This window comes from Hymenobacter convexus (assembly GCF_030580955.1).
Taxonomy (GTDB): domain Bacteria; phylum Bacteroidota; class Bacteroidia; order Cytophagales; family Hymenobacteraceae; genus Hymenobacter.
The window spans coordinates 267582-282351 of sequence record NZ_JAUQON010000005.1; the positions used below are offsets into that span (position 1 = coordinate 267582).

The window sequence follows — 14770 nt, forward strand, 5'->3', positions numbered from 1 at the left end:
GCGCTTAGTCGGCTAATGGGGCGAGTAAATCGTGGGCCAGCAGCAGCTCGGCGGCGTGCTGCAGCAGGGCGAAGGGCAGGCCCGCGCGCTCGGCGATGTCGAGCAGGCTGTGCTGCCCGTCGGAGAGGTTGAGCACCCAGAGCAGGGCCAGCTGTGCGCGGGCGGCATTAGGGCGGCCGCTCACGGCGGCGTAGAGGCCGCGCCGGCCCAGCTCGGGCTCGCCGTAGGGGCTCAGGTTCTGGTAGCGGTGGTTGGCTTCCAGCATGTGCATCACCGCTTGGGTTAGGTGCAGGGAGTCAAGCAGCGCCTCGGGCCGCACAAAATCCAGGTCGTCGGCCGAGGTGTGGTACTCCGGAAACTGGCCGTAGGGCGTGCGCGAGAGGCAGCCCACCGGCAGGTTGAAGCCCGGCGAGCAGTACTGCCGCTCGTCGTAGCCGTAGGGCTCGAAGTCGACCACGCGGTGCGGGGCCGCCGCCTCGCGCAGGGCCAGCGCCACGGTGCGGTCGATTTCGGCGGTGCCGCGGCGCGACTTCTTAAAGGTGAAGGCGCCGGTTTCGCCCAGCAAGCTCAGCACCAAGCCGTGCCGGATGCGGGCCACCGCCCCGACGTTTTGGCTCAGCCAGGTGATGGCCCCGATGGTGCCGGGCGCAAACACAAACCGGTAGCTGTAGCGGCGCGGCTGCCCCAGCAGGTGCCGGGCCAGAAACGTGGCCACCGCAATGCCCGAGAGGTTGTCGTTGGCCAGCGAGGGGTGGCAGATGTGACTTGAAATCAACACCTCTTCGTCCGTGTCGCCGGGCAGCAGCAGCTCGCCGTAGGTGAGCGCGCCGGCCGCCAGGGTGCTGTCGATGCACACCTCGTACTCCGGCTCGTGCAAGGCCTCCAGCTGCGCGTGTGCCAGGCAGAAGCCCCAGGTTTCGGCGTAGTAGGCCGTGCGGTAGGGAATGAGATGCGGCTGCTCGGGCAGCGTATAGAGGTGCTTTTTCAGCTCCGCCAGCGTGAACGTGCCGCGCACCGGCACGCTGTAGCCCAGCACGTGCAGGTTGTGCTGCCGGAAATCCACCACCCGCTCGCCGCGCCGGTCCTTAATCCAGGCGTCGCGGATGTTCCACTCGCGCGGCACCTGCCAGTCGAGCACGGGCGTGCCGGTAGGCACCTCATGCACCTCCAGGCCAGGCAGGTATTCCTGCAGCACGGCCAGCGTCTGGCGCACGCCATCGCCCGTAATGCTGCGGCAAATGGGGTACAGCTGGCGCACCAGCGCGTGCAGGTCCTCGCCACTGATGGCGGCGGCTTGCGCGGTGGCGGGCGGGTGGGCAAGAACTTCGGCAAGCGGAATCATGGCAAATGCGGCAAAAGGCGAACGGGCGCAAACGTGAGACAGCTGATTAGCAGAGCTTAAGCGAATACCTGTGGTTTCGGAATGGGCACCACAAACTGCCCGCCCCACTCGCGGATGACGGCCATCTGCTCCATGATTTCGGCGCGCAGGTTCCAGGGCAGAATCAGCAGGTAGTCAGGCTGCGTTTCCAGAATGTGCTGCGGGGCGAGGATGGGAATGCGGGTGCCAGGCAGGAAATTGCCCTGCTTGTGTGGGTTCAAATCCACCGTATAGTCCACGAAATCAGTGCGGATGCCGCAGTAGTTGAGCAGGGTGTTGCCCTTGCCGGGGGCGCCGTAGCCGGCCACCGTCTTGCCGGCCCGCTTGGCCTCGATGAGGAATTCGAGGAGCTTGCGCTTGGTTTCGCGCACCTGCTCGGCAAAGTCGGCGTAGAAATCCAGGCTGCACACGCCGGCCGTCAGTTCGCGGTGGCGCAGGTCGGCCACGGCGTCGGTCAGGGCCAGGCGCGGCGCGGTGGCGGCCGCGTGGCGGGCATAAATGCGCAGCGAGCCGCCGTGGGTGGGCAGCTCTTCCACGTCGAAAATGGTGAGGCCGTGGTAGGCGAAAATGCGCTCCACCGTCCAGAACGAGAAGTAGCTGAAATGCTCGTGGTAAATGGTGTCGAACTGGCAGCCCTCGATGAGCCGGAGCAGGTGCGGAAACTCCATCGTGACCACGCCATCCGGCTTCAGGGCCAGGCGCAGGCCCGCCACAAAATCGTTGAGGTCGGGTACGTGGGCCAGCACGTTGTTGCCGATGAGCAGGTCGGCCTGCCCGCAGCTTTCGGCCAGCCCGCGGGCCGTGGCACTGCCAAAAAAGCGCCGCAGCGTGGGCACGCCTTTTTGCTCGGCCGCGTCGGCCACGTTGCCGGCCGGCTCAATGCCGAGCACCGGGATGTTCTTTTCCAAAAAGTACTGCAGCAGGTAGCCGTCATTGCTGGCCACTTCCATCACCAGGCTGTCGGTGCCGAGGCCAAACCGCTCGGTGACGAGGGCGCAGTACTGCCGGGCGTGCTGCAGCCACGACGACGAGTAGGAGGAGAAGTACGCGTAGTCCTGCCGGAACACTTCGTCCGGGCCCACAAATTCGCCCACCTGCACCAGAAAGCACTTTTCGCACACGTAAGCATGCAGCGGGTAGAAGGCTTCGGCGTGGGCAAACCGGTCGGGCCGCACGTGGTCCTGGCACAGCGGCGAGGTGCCCAAATCGACAAAGGTGTGGCGCAGGTGCGTGCCGCAGTACCGGCAGTAGCCGGAGGGGGCAGCCGCTGCCGCGGCGGGCGCAACGGACACCTCTACGGCGATTTCGGCAACAGGCAGCGCGGAATTCGGGGTGGAGAATAAGGTCTTCATATCAGCGTAGATGGGTGAGGAAACGAATGGAAAAAGCGCCGGCCCCAAGCGGTTTGGCCCCCTTGGCCCGGGCGCGGGCAGGACTGGCTATTGTTTGGTGGCCACCGACGGCGCGGCCGCGGGCTCGGCCGGCAGCACCACGCCGCCGGCCAGCAGCCGGGGCCGCAGCCGGCCGGCCGCTGTGTCGACCTGCGCCCGAATCTGGGCCAGGGCCACGCGCAGGGCATTGGCATCGGAGAGGGCGGGGGCCGTGCGCTGGGAGTAGCCGCTGAACATGGCCACCTGCACCCGCGACACGCCCAGGCCCTCGTACTCGCCCAGCAGTTTGCCTTCGGCATCCAGGATTTGCAGCTGCGCGGTCAGGGTGGTGCGGTAGGTTTCGAGCGGCACGCCAAACAGGCTGGGCGTGAGCAGCGTAGCCAGCTGCAGGGTTGTCAGCGCCCGGCTGGTGCGCCGCACCGCGGCCTGCGTCACCTGCAGGCGGGCGTAGCCGAACTTGTCGGGGCCGACCGTTTCGGTCAGGTTGCCGTGCAGCTCGCTTCTGAACAGCTGCAGCAGCTGGTCGGGCTGCGTGCCGTCGGTGAGGTACAGCTCGCCCATATCGGTCACCGCCTCCAGGGGCGGCAGGCGATTGGCATTGGCGGCCGAGGGCGCCTGCCACATGGCCGGCCCCGCCGACACACAGGCCGTGGCGACCATCCCCACCAAGCCCAACCAGCAGAATTGCAGCGTTTTCATAAGCAAAAGGGGTTAAAAGGTCAGGTACTCGAAGACAAGCCGGCGCCGGTGGGGCCGGCCGGCTAGCGCAGGCTGTTGCGCAGCCGCTCGGGCTCCGGGGGCAGCCGGGGCGTTGCCGCGGGCGGCTGCCAGTCGGGGTAGTTGAGGTCTTTGGCCGAGATGAGCTCGGGCCAGTGCGGCCAGCGAATGCCGATGGCGGGGTCGTTCCAGCGCAGGCCGCGCGCGGCGCCGGGCTCGTAGCAGGCCGACATCAGGTAGGTTACCTCGGTGTTGGGGGCCAGCGTGAGGAAACCGTGCGCGCAGCCGGCGGGCACCAGCAGCTGCCGGTAGCTGCCGGCCCGCAGCTCCACGCCCAGCCACTGCCCGCAGGTGGGCGAGGCCGGCCGCACGTCCACCACCACGTCGAATATGGCCCCGCGGGTGCAGCGCACCAGCTTGGTTTCTTCGTGGGGCGCGGCCTGGTAGTGCAGCCCGCGCAGGGTGCCCGGCCGCGGGTTCACCGATGCATTGCCCTGCACCATGGTCAGCTCCACGCCGTGCCGGGCCATCTCGCGGGCACACCAGGTGCGGGCAAAAAAGCCCCGCTCGTCCTCCAGGCGTTCCACGTCGATGAGGAAAACCCCCGGCAATTCGGTAGCGGTGAAGTGCATGGCAAAGGCTGAAATCAAGTGACGCCGAACCGGCGAACTGTCAATGAAGCGGGGGTAAATGGCTAGCCATCAGGCCAGCACCAGAGCCGCCGCGGGCGGGGCGGTTTCGCGCAGCGGCGTCCAGGTCAGGTCGGCGGTGAGCTCGCCCTGCTCGCGCAGGGCCGCCAGCACCCGCAGCCGCATCAGCCGCGAGGTCCGGAAATCGGGGTCGTGGAACCACATTTCCAGCAGCTTGGCGCTGAGCTCGGTGATGGTGGCATCGAGCGTCATCCGGGGCTGGTGCTCCGGCGCCAATTGCCGGAACAAGCCAAAATCGACGCGGTAAGAGCGCCGGTCGGGGGTCCCCGCCGGGCTGAGCCGGACCCGGGTTCCGGTCCGGTTGCGGGCCACGGCCTCGGCCAGCTCGCGCACCCGGTAGTTCCAGTCGTTGCTGCCCGCATTCAGCGAGAGGAAGGGGCCGCCCTGCTGGCAGGTGCGCCCCGTGGCCCAGAGCACCGCGCGGGCCATGTCGCGCACGTGAATGAGGGGCCGCCAGGGCTTGCCGTCGCTCAGAATCACGATTTCGCCCGTGGCCACGGCGCTGGCCACGAAGTCGTTGAGCACCAGGTCGAGGCGCAGCCGCTCGCTCCAGCCGCAGGCGGTGGCAAAGCGCAGGCAGGTTACCCGGAACTGGCTGTCGGCCAGCTGCGCCAGGTCGCGCTCGGTGGCCACTTTCGAGCGGGCGTAGGCCGTGAGCGGCTGCAGAGCCGAGTCCTCGGTCTTGCTTTCGTCGCCGCCCAGGCCGTATACGCTGCACGAGCTGGCAAACACGAACGAGCGCACGCCGTGCGCCTTGGCCACCCGCGCCAGGTGCACGCTGGCCTCGTGGTTGATGGCCATGGTCACGTCCTCGTAGGCCGAGCCCATGGGGTCGTTGGAAATGGCGGCCAGGTGCACTACCACGTTCACGCCCGCCAGCAGGCCGGAGGGCAGGTGGCGCACGTCGCCGAACACCTGGCGGTCGAGGCACACTTCCGGCAGGCGGCTCACGCCGGTCAGGCAGTGGGCAAACAAACCCAGGTCGTAGCCAATCAGCTCGGCGTCGGGAAAGGCTTGCCGGAGCTGGCGCACCACGCCCGGGCCCACGTAGCCCAGGTTGCCGGTAATCAAAATGCGGGGAGAATCCATGTCGCAGAGAAAAGGGGGCGCCGCGGCACCCAGTGAGAAAAGCGCAGCCGTGAGGCAATCGAATAGTTTAGTCGGTGGGGATTTCGACGCTCGCCCCCTGGCGGCTGGGCAACACTAGGCGCCGGCCGCCCGCCAGCGGGGTGGGCAGGCGGCGCCGGGAGGCCGCCAGGGCGGGGCTGCTGGGCTCGGGGGCCACCTCGGGGGCGGGTTCCCACACCTTCCAGGCGGCTTGGCCGCGCTGCCAGAGGTCTTCCAGCACGTTGCGGTCGCGCAGTGTGTCCATCGGCTGCCAGAAGCCTAGGTGGCGGTAGGCGGCCAGCTGGCCCTCGGCGGCGAGGCGTTCGAGCGGGTCGCGCTCCCACACCGTGGCGTCGCCGGCGATGTAGTCGAGCACGGCGGGCTCCAGCACGAAAAAGCCGCCGTTCACCCAGGGCATCAGGCCGCCGTCGGGCTTCTCGCTGAAGCTGTTCACCCGGCTGTCCTCCTCGCCCAGGTTGAACACCCCGAAGCGGCCCGGCTGGCGCACGGCCGTGAGGGTGGCCAGCCGCCCCTGCTGCCGGTGGAAGGCAATGCTGGCTGCAATGTCGACGTCGCTCACGCCGTCGCCGTAAGTCAGGCAGAAGGTTTCGTCCTCGTCCAGGTAGCGGCGCACGCGGCGCAGGCGGCCGCCGGTCATGGTTTCCTGGCCGGTGTCCACCAGCGTCACGGTCCAGGGCTCGGCGCGGTGGTAGCGCACCTGCATCTCGTTGCGGTCCATGCGGAACGTCACATCGGAGTTGTGCAGGAAGTAGTTGGCGAAAAACTGCTTGATGAGGTGGCCCTTGTAGCCGCAGCAAATCACAAAATCGGTGATGCCGTGGTGGGCGTAGATTTTTAGGATGTGCCACAGAATGGGCTGCCCGCCAATCTCGACCATGGGCTTGGGCCGCAGCCCGCTTTCCTCGCTGATGCGGGTGCCGTAGCCCCCCGCCAGAATCACTGCTTTCATACTGAAATGGCTAGAAATGAACGGTGGAAAGGGTGCCGGTGCGCCGGGATTTCAAGGAGTTGTGGGGCAGGTGCATGCGCAGACCCCGGCGGCCGCCGAGCCGCACTGGCTGGGCCTTGGCCTGCCAGCGGGCCAGCAGGTGGCGGGCCAGCAGCCACACAAACCAGGTGTTGGTGACGAGGTAGCGCCGGGCCAGGCGGCGCGGCTCCAGCCAGAGGCGGAAGGCCCATTCCAGCCACAGCCCGCGCGCCCACTCCGGCAGGCGTTGCTCCAGCCCGGCGTACACCCGGAAGGCCTGGCCCACGCCCAGCATGCAGGCCCGCACCCGGCCGCGGTGCTCGGCCATCCAGCGCTCCTGCCGGGGGCAGCCCAGCGCCACAAACACCAGGTCGGGGTCGGCGGCATTGATGGCGGCCACGGCCGACTCGTCCTCGGCCGGCGTGAGTGGGCGGAAGGGCGGGGCCTGCCAGCCGGCCACCCGCAGCGTGGGCAGCTCGCGGCGCGCCCGGGCCACCATGGCCGCCAGTACCTCCACGGTGGTGCCGTAGAAGTACACCGACTGCCCCCGGACGGCGGCCTCGGCCAGCAGCGCGGGCAGCAAATCCATGCCGGCCACGCGGGGCTGCGGGCGGCCGTGCAGCCAGCCCAGGGCGGCGGCCACGGGGCTGCCGTCGGGCGTCACCACGCTGGCTTTGTCGAGGATGCGGCGGAACCCCAGGCTCTGGTGGGCTTCCACCAGCATGTGGGCGTTGGCGCAGCACACGTAGGCCGACGTACGGGCCGCGCCCAGCCTCAGAATGGCGTCGATGAAATCCGGCACGGCCCCGGTCGAGATGCGGGCATCCAGCAAGGAGCGTTTTAGTAGCAGGCTTGACATAGGAAAGGCGTGAAAAGGTGGTGGCAGGTGGGAGAGGGGGTAAAAGCCCAGCGGGGGAAAGCCGCCGGTTCGGCGCCGGCTCAGTAGGCGTTTTCTTCGCCGCGCAGCATGTTGACCACGGTTTGGCCGATGATTTTCAAATCGAGGATGAACGACCAGTTTTCCAAGTACTTGAGGTCGTATTCAACTCGTTTTTCCATGGCGTTGGGGGCGCGGGTTTCGCCGCGGCAGCCGTTCACCTGGGCGTAGCCCGTGATGCCGGGCGTGACGGCGTGGCGCCACTGGTAGGTGTTGATGCGCTTGGAGTATTCCTGCAGTTGCGAGAGCATGTTGGGCCGCGGCCCCACCACCGACATGTGCCCCAGCAGCACGTTGAAGAATTGGGGCAGCTCGTCGAGGTTGTATTTGCGCAGGTAGTAGCCCACGCGCGTCACCCGGGGGTCGCCCTTGCGGGCCTGCAGCTCGGTCTGGCCGTGGCCGGTGTGCATGGTGCGCAGCTTGTAGCACGGAAAGAGCTGGTTGCGCCGTCCCGGCCGCAGCTGCTTGAAAAACACCGGCCCCCGCGAATCGAGCTTGATGACCAGGGCCAGCACCGGCAGCAGCACCGGAAACAAAAGCCCGATGACCAGGCCCGAAAACACCACGTCGAAGCTGCGCTTGAGCAGCTGGTTGGTCCAGATGGCCAGCGGCTCGCGCCGCACCGTGAGCACGGGCAGGTGGTCGTAGTGGTACACGCTCACGTCCTGGCGCATGGTGCCGTGGTAGTCGGGCACGATGCGAAACGAGAGGAAGTTGTTGATGGCAAAGTCCGACAGCTCGCGGATGAGCTCGTGGTGGTCGAACGGCAGGGCGAAGTAGATTTCATCCACCGGCGTGCGCTGGCAGTACGCCTTCACTTCGGCCACCGGGCCGCGCACCAGGGGGCGCAGGGCCGGCGCCACCGGCTCATCGGCAAAAAAGCCCTTGAACTGGGTGCCCGTCGGGTCGTGGGCGGCCAGAAAGTGGTAGAGGCGCTGGCCGCTTTCGCTGGCGCCCACTATCACGAAGCGGCTGTGGGGCTCGACAAAGTAGCGCTGGTAGGCCCGGTAGCAGAACGCCAGCATAAAGCGCCCCAGCACCACGCCCACGCCGGCCAGCCCGTACACCAGCAGCAGCTCTTTAAAGGGAAACTGCCGCACGTTGAACAGCAGCGCCGCGCCCAGCAGCAGCCCGCCGTGCAGCAGAAACGTGCGCAGCAGGTAGCCCAGCTTCTCGGCGTAGCTAATCAGGCGGTCGAGGCGAAAAATATTGGCGTATTGCCGCGAGAGCGTCCACCAGAGCAGGGCGAAAATGGTGAACAGAAACGGCGCGTAGCCCGTGAATTCCCAGTGGTGCCACACCAGGAAGCTGGCCAGGCGGAAGGCCCCGAAGATGATGGCAATGTCCAGCGCCGGCAGGATAAACCGATTTGAGTCGGTGTAGTGCGCGTATTGTTCCATAAGCTTGAGGAGTGGAAGTGAGGCATAGGAAAGGAGCGGCCGAACAGGGCTTTGTGAGAATGTGGGATGAAGGAAAGGAAGCCATTTCCACTAATCAATGATTTAATTGACTTAGGTTTATGAGGCCAGACCCAGTGATAGGAAAAATACTATATATTCGGCGCAGTACAGCTTGTCAGGGTATTTCCAACTTGGTTAATGACAACTTATTTTTATTGTACTACCCCGGGAGTAATTTTACTTTTATTGCGAAAATGGCTGTCTGAATTTTGCGTTCGATTGCCGCCGCGCTTTGCCTGATGTTCCGATTATTTATCGTTTTCAGCCGGGCACTGCCGCCCGGGATGGAATTTGAGTTAATGCGGTGCCCTGGTTTGGCCCGCCTGGCGCGGGCCTGCTGGGCCGCAGACCAGCCAGGGGCAATAAAAAAAGCCTGACCAATCTGGCCAGGCTTTTTCAGCAGTGTAGTGGTAAGAAGTAAGGGCTTGAGGGGGTGGCCGTCTAGATTAGCGAGCCATTGTTCTTGCCTGACGGCAAGCTGTTCAGGTAGGTCGGGCGGTAGTCACCGGCCGACCGTTTGTCGGTCAGCACGGCCAGGCCGGGAGCAGCAGGCCCGAAGGCGATGCCCGGGCGCCGGGCCGGGGTAGCCTGGCGGCTGCTCTGGCGCAGGCCCGCTTTCACGGTTGCGGCCGAGGCCATTTGCACTTGCGCATCAGCGCGTCCCGAGGCCGGGAACAAGCCAAAGCCGTTCGTGCTCGGGGCAGTGCCGCGCATGGCCGTGGAGGTATGCTTCCAGATTTCAAGACCCGAGAGGTTGGCGTTGCCGCCGGTGGTGCCCACGTTGATGGTGCCGTCGGTCACGTTGGCCGTGAAGGGGCCCACCCGCTCCCAGTGGCCGGCCGAGCCGGTGCTGTAGCCCGTGCGCACGGTCTGGCCTTCGAGCTGGATGTTCAACGTCTCAGGCGAGTTATCCTCCCAAATGTACAGGTACACCGAGTACGTGCCGCTGGCCACGCCGCTCACCGCCAGGGTCGGGCCGGTGCCAAAGAGGGCCGAGCGAATCATGCCCGCACGAGCGGCGTCGGTACTGGGGTTGAGCGTAGACGAGGCGCTGGACCAGGCCGAGGCGTTGGTGCTGAAGTTGGCCGCGCCGCTGCTGGCCTCCCAGCTGCGGCCGTCGATGGTGGCCGCCGCGCCGCCCAGGTTAAAGGCGCGGAAGAAAGTGGCGTTGGCCGGGCCGGTGGCCAGCGGGTTGGTGGCCACCGGCGCGCTCACGGTCACGTTCGCGGCCGTCGAAGTCGTGGCCGCACCGGCGTTGTCGGTAGCGCGGGCCGTGAGGCTGAGCGTGCCGGCAGCGGTGGGCGTGTAGCTATACGTGTAAGGCGCGGTCAGGTCCTCGCCCAGCTTGGTGGCGCCGCTGAAGAACTCGACCTTGCTCACCGTGCCGTTGGCGTCGGCGGCCGTGGCCGTCAGGGTCAGGGCCGTGCCCACGGTGCCCGTCGAGGGCGCGCTCAGGCTCACCGTCGGCGGCGTATTGGCCGGGGCCGTGGTGCTGTTCTGTTTCCAGATTTCAAGACCCGAGAGGTTGGCGTTGCCGCCGGTGGTGCCCACGTTGATGGTGCCGTCGGTCACGTTGGCCGTGAAGGGGCCCACCCGCTCCCAGTGGCCGGCCGAGCCGGTGCTGTAGCCCGTGCGCACGGTCTGGCCTTCGAGCTGGATGTTCAACGTCTCAGGCGAGTTATCCTCCCAAATGTACAGGTACACCGAGTACGTGCCGCTGGCCACGCCGCTCACCGCCAGGGTCGGGCCGGTGCCGAACAGGGCCGAAGTAATCATGCCCGCACGGGCCGCGTCAGTGGCCGGGTTCAGCGAAGCGCCGGGGTTCGACCAGCCGGAGGCGTTGGTGCTGAAGTTGGCCGCGCCGCTGCTGGCCTCCCAGCTGCGGCCGTCGATGGTGGCCGCCGCGCCGCCCAGGTTGAAGGCGCGGAAGAAGGTCGAATTCGCTGGGTCGCCGGCTACGGTGGTGGGCGGCGTAGTAGTGCTGGTGCCTACGGTTACGCTAACGAGGGCCGACGTCGTGGCGGCACCGGCGTTGTCGGTGGCGCGGGCCGTGAGGCTGAGCGTGCCGGCGGCGGTGGGCGTGTAGCTATACGTGTAAGGCGCGGTCAGGTCCTCGCCCAGCTTGGTGGCGCCGCTGAAGAACTCGACCTTGCTCACCGTGCCGTTGGCGTCGGCGGCCGTGGCCGTCAGGGTCAGGGCCGTGCCCACGGTGCCCGTCGAGGGCGCGCTCAGGCTCACCGTCGGCGGCGTGTTGGTGGGCGTGGTGGTGCCGCTGCCGGAGCCGCCCGGGCCAAGCGTCACGTTGTTCTGGGTCAGCTTTTGCTGCCAGAGCGTCAGTTCGTTCTGCTCCACGCTCACCGTGATGGGGTTGGGCAGGTGCGTGGTGTTGGTGCAGGAGGAGCAGGCGCCGTTCGATTCATCGTGCCGGTCGGCGTACGGGTTGCTGTAGCCCGGGCTGCGGTAGCCAATGGTGTTGTCGTGGATGGTGTTGTTGTAGAAGATGCTCGACGGGGCCTGGTTGCCGTTGAACACCGCCGTGCCGGCGTATACGGCGGGCAGAGCCGTGCCATCGGGCAGCATCGCGCTGGTCACGATGCGGTTGTTGTAGTAGCTGATGTCGTGGCCGGCCGCGATGTTCATGCCCGCGTTGCAGGTCGAAATGAACTGGTTGTTGTAGGCATTGACAAAAGAGGCCGTCAGGTTGGCCGAAGCCACGCCGTCGCCGTCGGTGGTCATGCCCGTGCCCGAAAACGTGCCGGACGTGGCCGGGTACGGGTAAGCGCCCTGCACGTAGTTGTCGTGCACAAGGGCCGGGCTTTGCGAGGTGCCGCCCGAGTTGTAGAAGTTGATGTTGTCTTCTACCGACGACTGGTTGGGCTCGTTAATCACCTGGTTCCAGGCAATTTCGATGTTGGCGGTGTTGCGCACCGTGTTGAGCCCCACAAAGTTGGCGCCCTGCGTGCCGCCGTTGCGGGTGCGTCCGTCAATGTCGAGCACCCGGTTGCGCAGGATGCGCACCGTCTGGCTGGCCGAGCCGTCGCCGCTGAACTGGTAGATAGTGAAGCCCGTGGTGTGCTCCAGGTAGTTGTTCTCGGCGCGGATGTTCTTGGCATTGGTGGCCGCAATGAAGCGCCCGCGGTAGCGGTTGTCCTGCGTGGGGGTGGTGCCGAAGGCCTGGCTGTTGAGCACCGTAATGTCGCCGGGCGTGCCGTTGGCCTGAATCAAATCGCCGGGCCCCACGATGATGCAGCCCTGCAGCGTCACCGGCGAAGACGTGGCGATGGTAACGGCCGGCGTGCTCGAATCGGTGCTCCGGTAGTTGCCGGTGTAGGTGCCGCCCTGGGTAATGGTAATGGGCCCCTGGTACGTCACACTCGGTACGTTCTGGGCCTGGGCCAGCGCCGGTGCCAGTGCCAGACTCAGGCCAGCAGCACGCAGCAGCGACGAAATGCGATTATTCTTTGATTGAACTTTCAAACTGGTGGTTCTGGGTTTAGCAACAGCGCTGCGCTCGACTCCCAGGAGTCGGCAAAACGCCGCCAATGAATGAAATCACCCAGGTTGTTTTTGTTCAATTGTTGCCGATGTCAGCACCTGCAAGTTCAATGGGCTGCCGTGGGTTTGCAAACGCATTCCGGACTGCGTTATGCGGCCAGCACGGCCTCGGTTTTCACCGCGATAAACGCGGGAAATCACCCTGTGAAATTCACTTTAGCAAGTAGTTCAGACGTTTACTCCAACAACACAACTCCAACACCCTCGGCCGACGGCCCCCTGGCCGTCTGTTTTTGGTCCTTGGTTTCCCGGTGAATTCGCGCTTTAGTAGGCGAGTCAAACCGATAAACTTCGAAACCCACTTAATGTTCATCTTGTAAAAATGATACATTAAGACCTTCTCTTCGTTGCAAATTTACAATCCGAAACCGGTTTTGGTTCACCCCAAGGAACTTGTTTCATGATAGAAGTATGCAAACAATGGAAAATCGAAATAGAATATTTTTACTTTACCTCCTCATTTAGCGGCACTTAGGCCGCCGCCTATTGATGGATGGAATGCCCCAAAAAAAATGAAAAAAGAAAGGCTTCAACTCACTATATCAGCGAATTGAAGCCTGTTTTTCGAGGTTATTGCCGTCAGAGCTGGCGGTGCTGAGCCAGTAAAAACATGAGAAGCGGCTGCCAGCCCGGTCTTCAAAACTGTTCTGCGCGAGCGGCCTGATGCAGAGCAGCTTGCCGCGCCCCATTCACTGGTCGAGGAAAACCGCAAAATCGGCCAGCCGCACCCGCTGGTCGGCCTGGTGCAGGTGGCACAGCGGTACCTCGCCGTAAAACGACGCCCACATGGAGTAGGAGCTGGGCGGCCCCAGCAAATAGTCGCAGCCGGCCAAGGCGTACAGGTCTTCCACGAAATGCCCGCTGCCGCGGTGCACGGCCAGGCCGGCAAAGTCGGCCAGGTCCAGGTCCTCATCGGAGCACAGCAGAAACTCCACGCGCTGGCCGGGCGCAAACTGCGCCTGCAGGGCACGCATTTGGCCGGCATATACGGCGGGGCTGTAGAAGTACTGCCCGTTGGCAAAGGTGGCGTAGTCGCCGCGCCGGATGTGCACGCCCACCAGCACATCAGCGGTGGCACGGCAGCGGGCCAGCACGGCCGCCACCGCCGCGCGGTGAGGCGGCACCAGCGCAAACAGCCGGCGGATAAGGCCGGCGTGCCGCGCAAAGCTGGGCCGGTCGCGGAAGCACCAGCCGTGCAGCAGCACCGTGCGCTGCCGCACGGCCGCCAGGTAGGGCGCCGAGCGCAGGTCGAAGGTGTTGGCGCGGTCGTCGAGGTAGAGCAGCTGCGGGAGCAGCGCCCGTCCCGGCAGCCAGCGGCCCAGCGCGGCCAGCCACCGAAACACCCGCGGCCGTTGCACCAGGCCCAGCAGGCGCTCCAGCATACGGGTCAGGCGCCGGTGGGGCAGCATGGCCAGGCGCACCGGCAACGGGCCGAAGTCATCGGTGGAAGGAGCCACGAAAAACCGGGCGTAGGCCGCAAAGCTGGGGTTGGCCACGGCGTAGCCATACTCGGCGGCGTTGGCCACGAGGTGGGCAAAGAGAAACAGCCGGTTGCCCAGCTGCCCGAATCGTTTTACCAGAATGACCATGAAGAGGGTAGAGGCTATGGGGCTGTGGGCCAACGTGAACAGGCCATTGGACGGACTACTGCTGACTGACCTGCTTAGTGCACAAAGTAGCCCAGCAGGCGGCGCGTATAGCCGTTGAGCAGGAAGAACGGCAGGAAAAAAAGCGGGGCGTTTTTAAGTGCGAAATGGGTGAAATTGACCAGGTTGCCGCCGCCGCGAATGCCGAACAGGTGCTGGTAGTAGCCGCGCAGGCTGCGGTGCCGCCGGGTTTCGACCTGGCCGCTGTCGTCGGGGTAGGTGAGCAGGTGGGTGTCGTAGTTCACGAACACCGGGAACCCGGCCCGCCGGGCCTGGCTGGTGAAGTCGTAGTCGGCCAGGTAGTGGGGCAGGCGGCGCTCATCAAACAGCCCCTGCGAGAGCAGTACCGCGGCCGGAATCAGCAGGCCGCGGCCGGGCAGGTAGGTGACGGGGTGTAGCCCGCACCGGTCTTCGGGCGGCAGGGCGGGGAGCAGGCTGTGGCGCTGGTGCGTCAGGAAATTGAAGGTTTCGCCCCCAAACACGGTCTGGCCGGTGGCCGCGTCCAGCTCCACCGGCCCCAGCAGGGCGCTGGGGTAGCGCCGGGCCCAGCGCAGGGCGTTTTCAATGAAATCGGGCGGGGCCACCACGTCGTTGTTGAGGGTCATGATGCGGTCGGCGCCCTGGGCCAGCGCGTGGCGAATGCCCAGGTTGACGGCCGCCGTCCAGAAGAGCTGACCGCTGCCGGGCAGCACCTGCACCCCCGGAAACTCGCGGGCCAGGTGCTCGCCCGTGCCGTCGGTCGAGCCATCATCGACGACAACGACCTGGAAGTCCTGCACCGTTTGCTGCCGCAGCGACTGCAGGCAGGCCTGCGTGAAGGACCAGCGGTTGAAAACGGGAATGACAACGTAAAGCATAGCTGTAGATTAGGAGTAGTG

The 14770-nt window shown here is 65.7% G+C and carries 11 protein-coding genes; all 11 read right to left on the reverse strand.

The genetic code is table 11. From position 1 onward, the window contains the following. Nucleotides 1-4: 4 nt before the first annotated feature. Complete coding sequence (locus tag Q4S41_RS12885) at nt 5-1342, reverse strand: DUF4910 domain-containing protein (RefSeq protein WP_305031529.1); 1338 nt, start codon at nt 1340-1342, stop codon at nt 5-7. Nucleotides 1343-1398: 56 nt separating this feature from the next. Continuing rightward, on the reverse strand, nt 1399-2733 hold the full coding sequence (locus Q4S41_RS12890) for a class I SAM-dependent methyltransferase (RefSeq protein WP_305031530.1): 1335 nt from the start codon (nt 2731-2733) through the stop codon (nt 1399-1401). An 87-nt stretch (nt 2734-2820) separates the two neighbouring features. Beyond that, nucleotides 2821-3471: a hypothetical protein gene (locus Q4S41_RS12895; RefSeq protein WP_305031531.1), complete on the reverse strand. Its 651-nt coding sequence runs from the start codon at nt 3469-3471 to the stop codon at nt 2821-2823. Nucleotides 3472-3533: 62 nt separating this feature from the next. Then, nucleotides 3534-4121, reverse strand: coding sequence for a dTDP-4-dehydrorhamnose 3,5-epimerase (gene rfbC / locus Q4S41_RS12900; RefSeq protein WP_305031532.1), 588 nt, complete (start codon nt 4119-4121; stop codon nt 3534-3536). A gap of 69 nt (nt 4122-4190) precedes the next feature. After that, nucleotides 4191-5288 carry an NAD-dependent epimerase/dehydratase family protein gene (locus Q4S41_RS12905; protein WP_305031533.1) on the reverse strand — a complete coding sequence of 366 codons (1098 nt, stop codon included), beginning with the start codon at nt 5286-5288 and terminating at the stop codon, nt 4191-4193. A gap of 67 nt (nt 5289-5355) precedes the next feature. Continuing rightward, complete coding sequence (rfbF, locus tag Q4S41_RS12910; RefSeq protein WP_369811296.1) at nt 5356-6276, reverse strand: glucose-1-phosphate cytidylyltransferase; 921 nt, start codon at nt 6274-6276, stop codon at nt 5356-5358. Between the two features lie 10 nt (nt 6277-6286). Then, entirely contained in the window at nt 6287-7153 is an 867-nt protein-coding gene (locus tag Q4S41_RS12915; protein WP_305031534.1) for a WecB/TagA/CpsF family glycosyltransferase, read from the reverse strand. 80 nt (nt 7154-7233) lie between these two features. Beyond that, nucleotides 7234-8631, reverse strand: a complete 1398-nt coding sequence (locus tag Q4S41_RS12920; RefSeq protein ID WP_305031535.1) for an exopolysaccharide biosynthesis polyprenyl glycosylphosphotransferase — start codon at nt 8629-8631, stop codon at nt 7234-7236. A gap of 501 nt (nt 8632-9132) precedes the next feature. Beyond that, the gene (locus Q4S41_RS12925; RefSeq protein WP_305031536.1) at nt 9133-12168 is read right to left on the reverse strand and encodes an Ig-like domain-containing protein; all 3036 of its coding nucleotides are present in this window, start codon (nt 12166-12168) and stop codon (nt 9133-9135) included. 767 nt (nt 12169-12935) lie between these two features. Beyond that, complete coding sequence (locus tag Q4S41_RS12930) at nt 12936-13835, reverse strand: hypothetical protein (RefSeq protein ID WP_305031537.1); 900 nt, start codon at nt 13833-13835, stop codon at nt 12936-12938. 74 nt (nt 13836-13909) lie between these two features. Continuing rightward, nucleotides 13910-14749: a glycosyltransferase family 2 protein gene (locus tag Q4S41_RS12935; RefSeq protein WP_305031538.1), complete on the reverse strand. Its 840-nt coding sequence runs from the start codon at nt 14747-14749 to the stop codon at nt 13910-13912. Between the last annotated feature and the right edge of the window lie 21 nt (nt 14750-14770).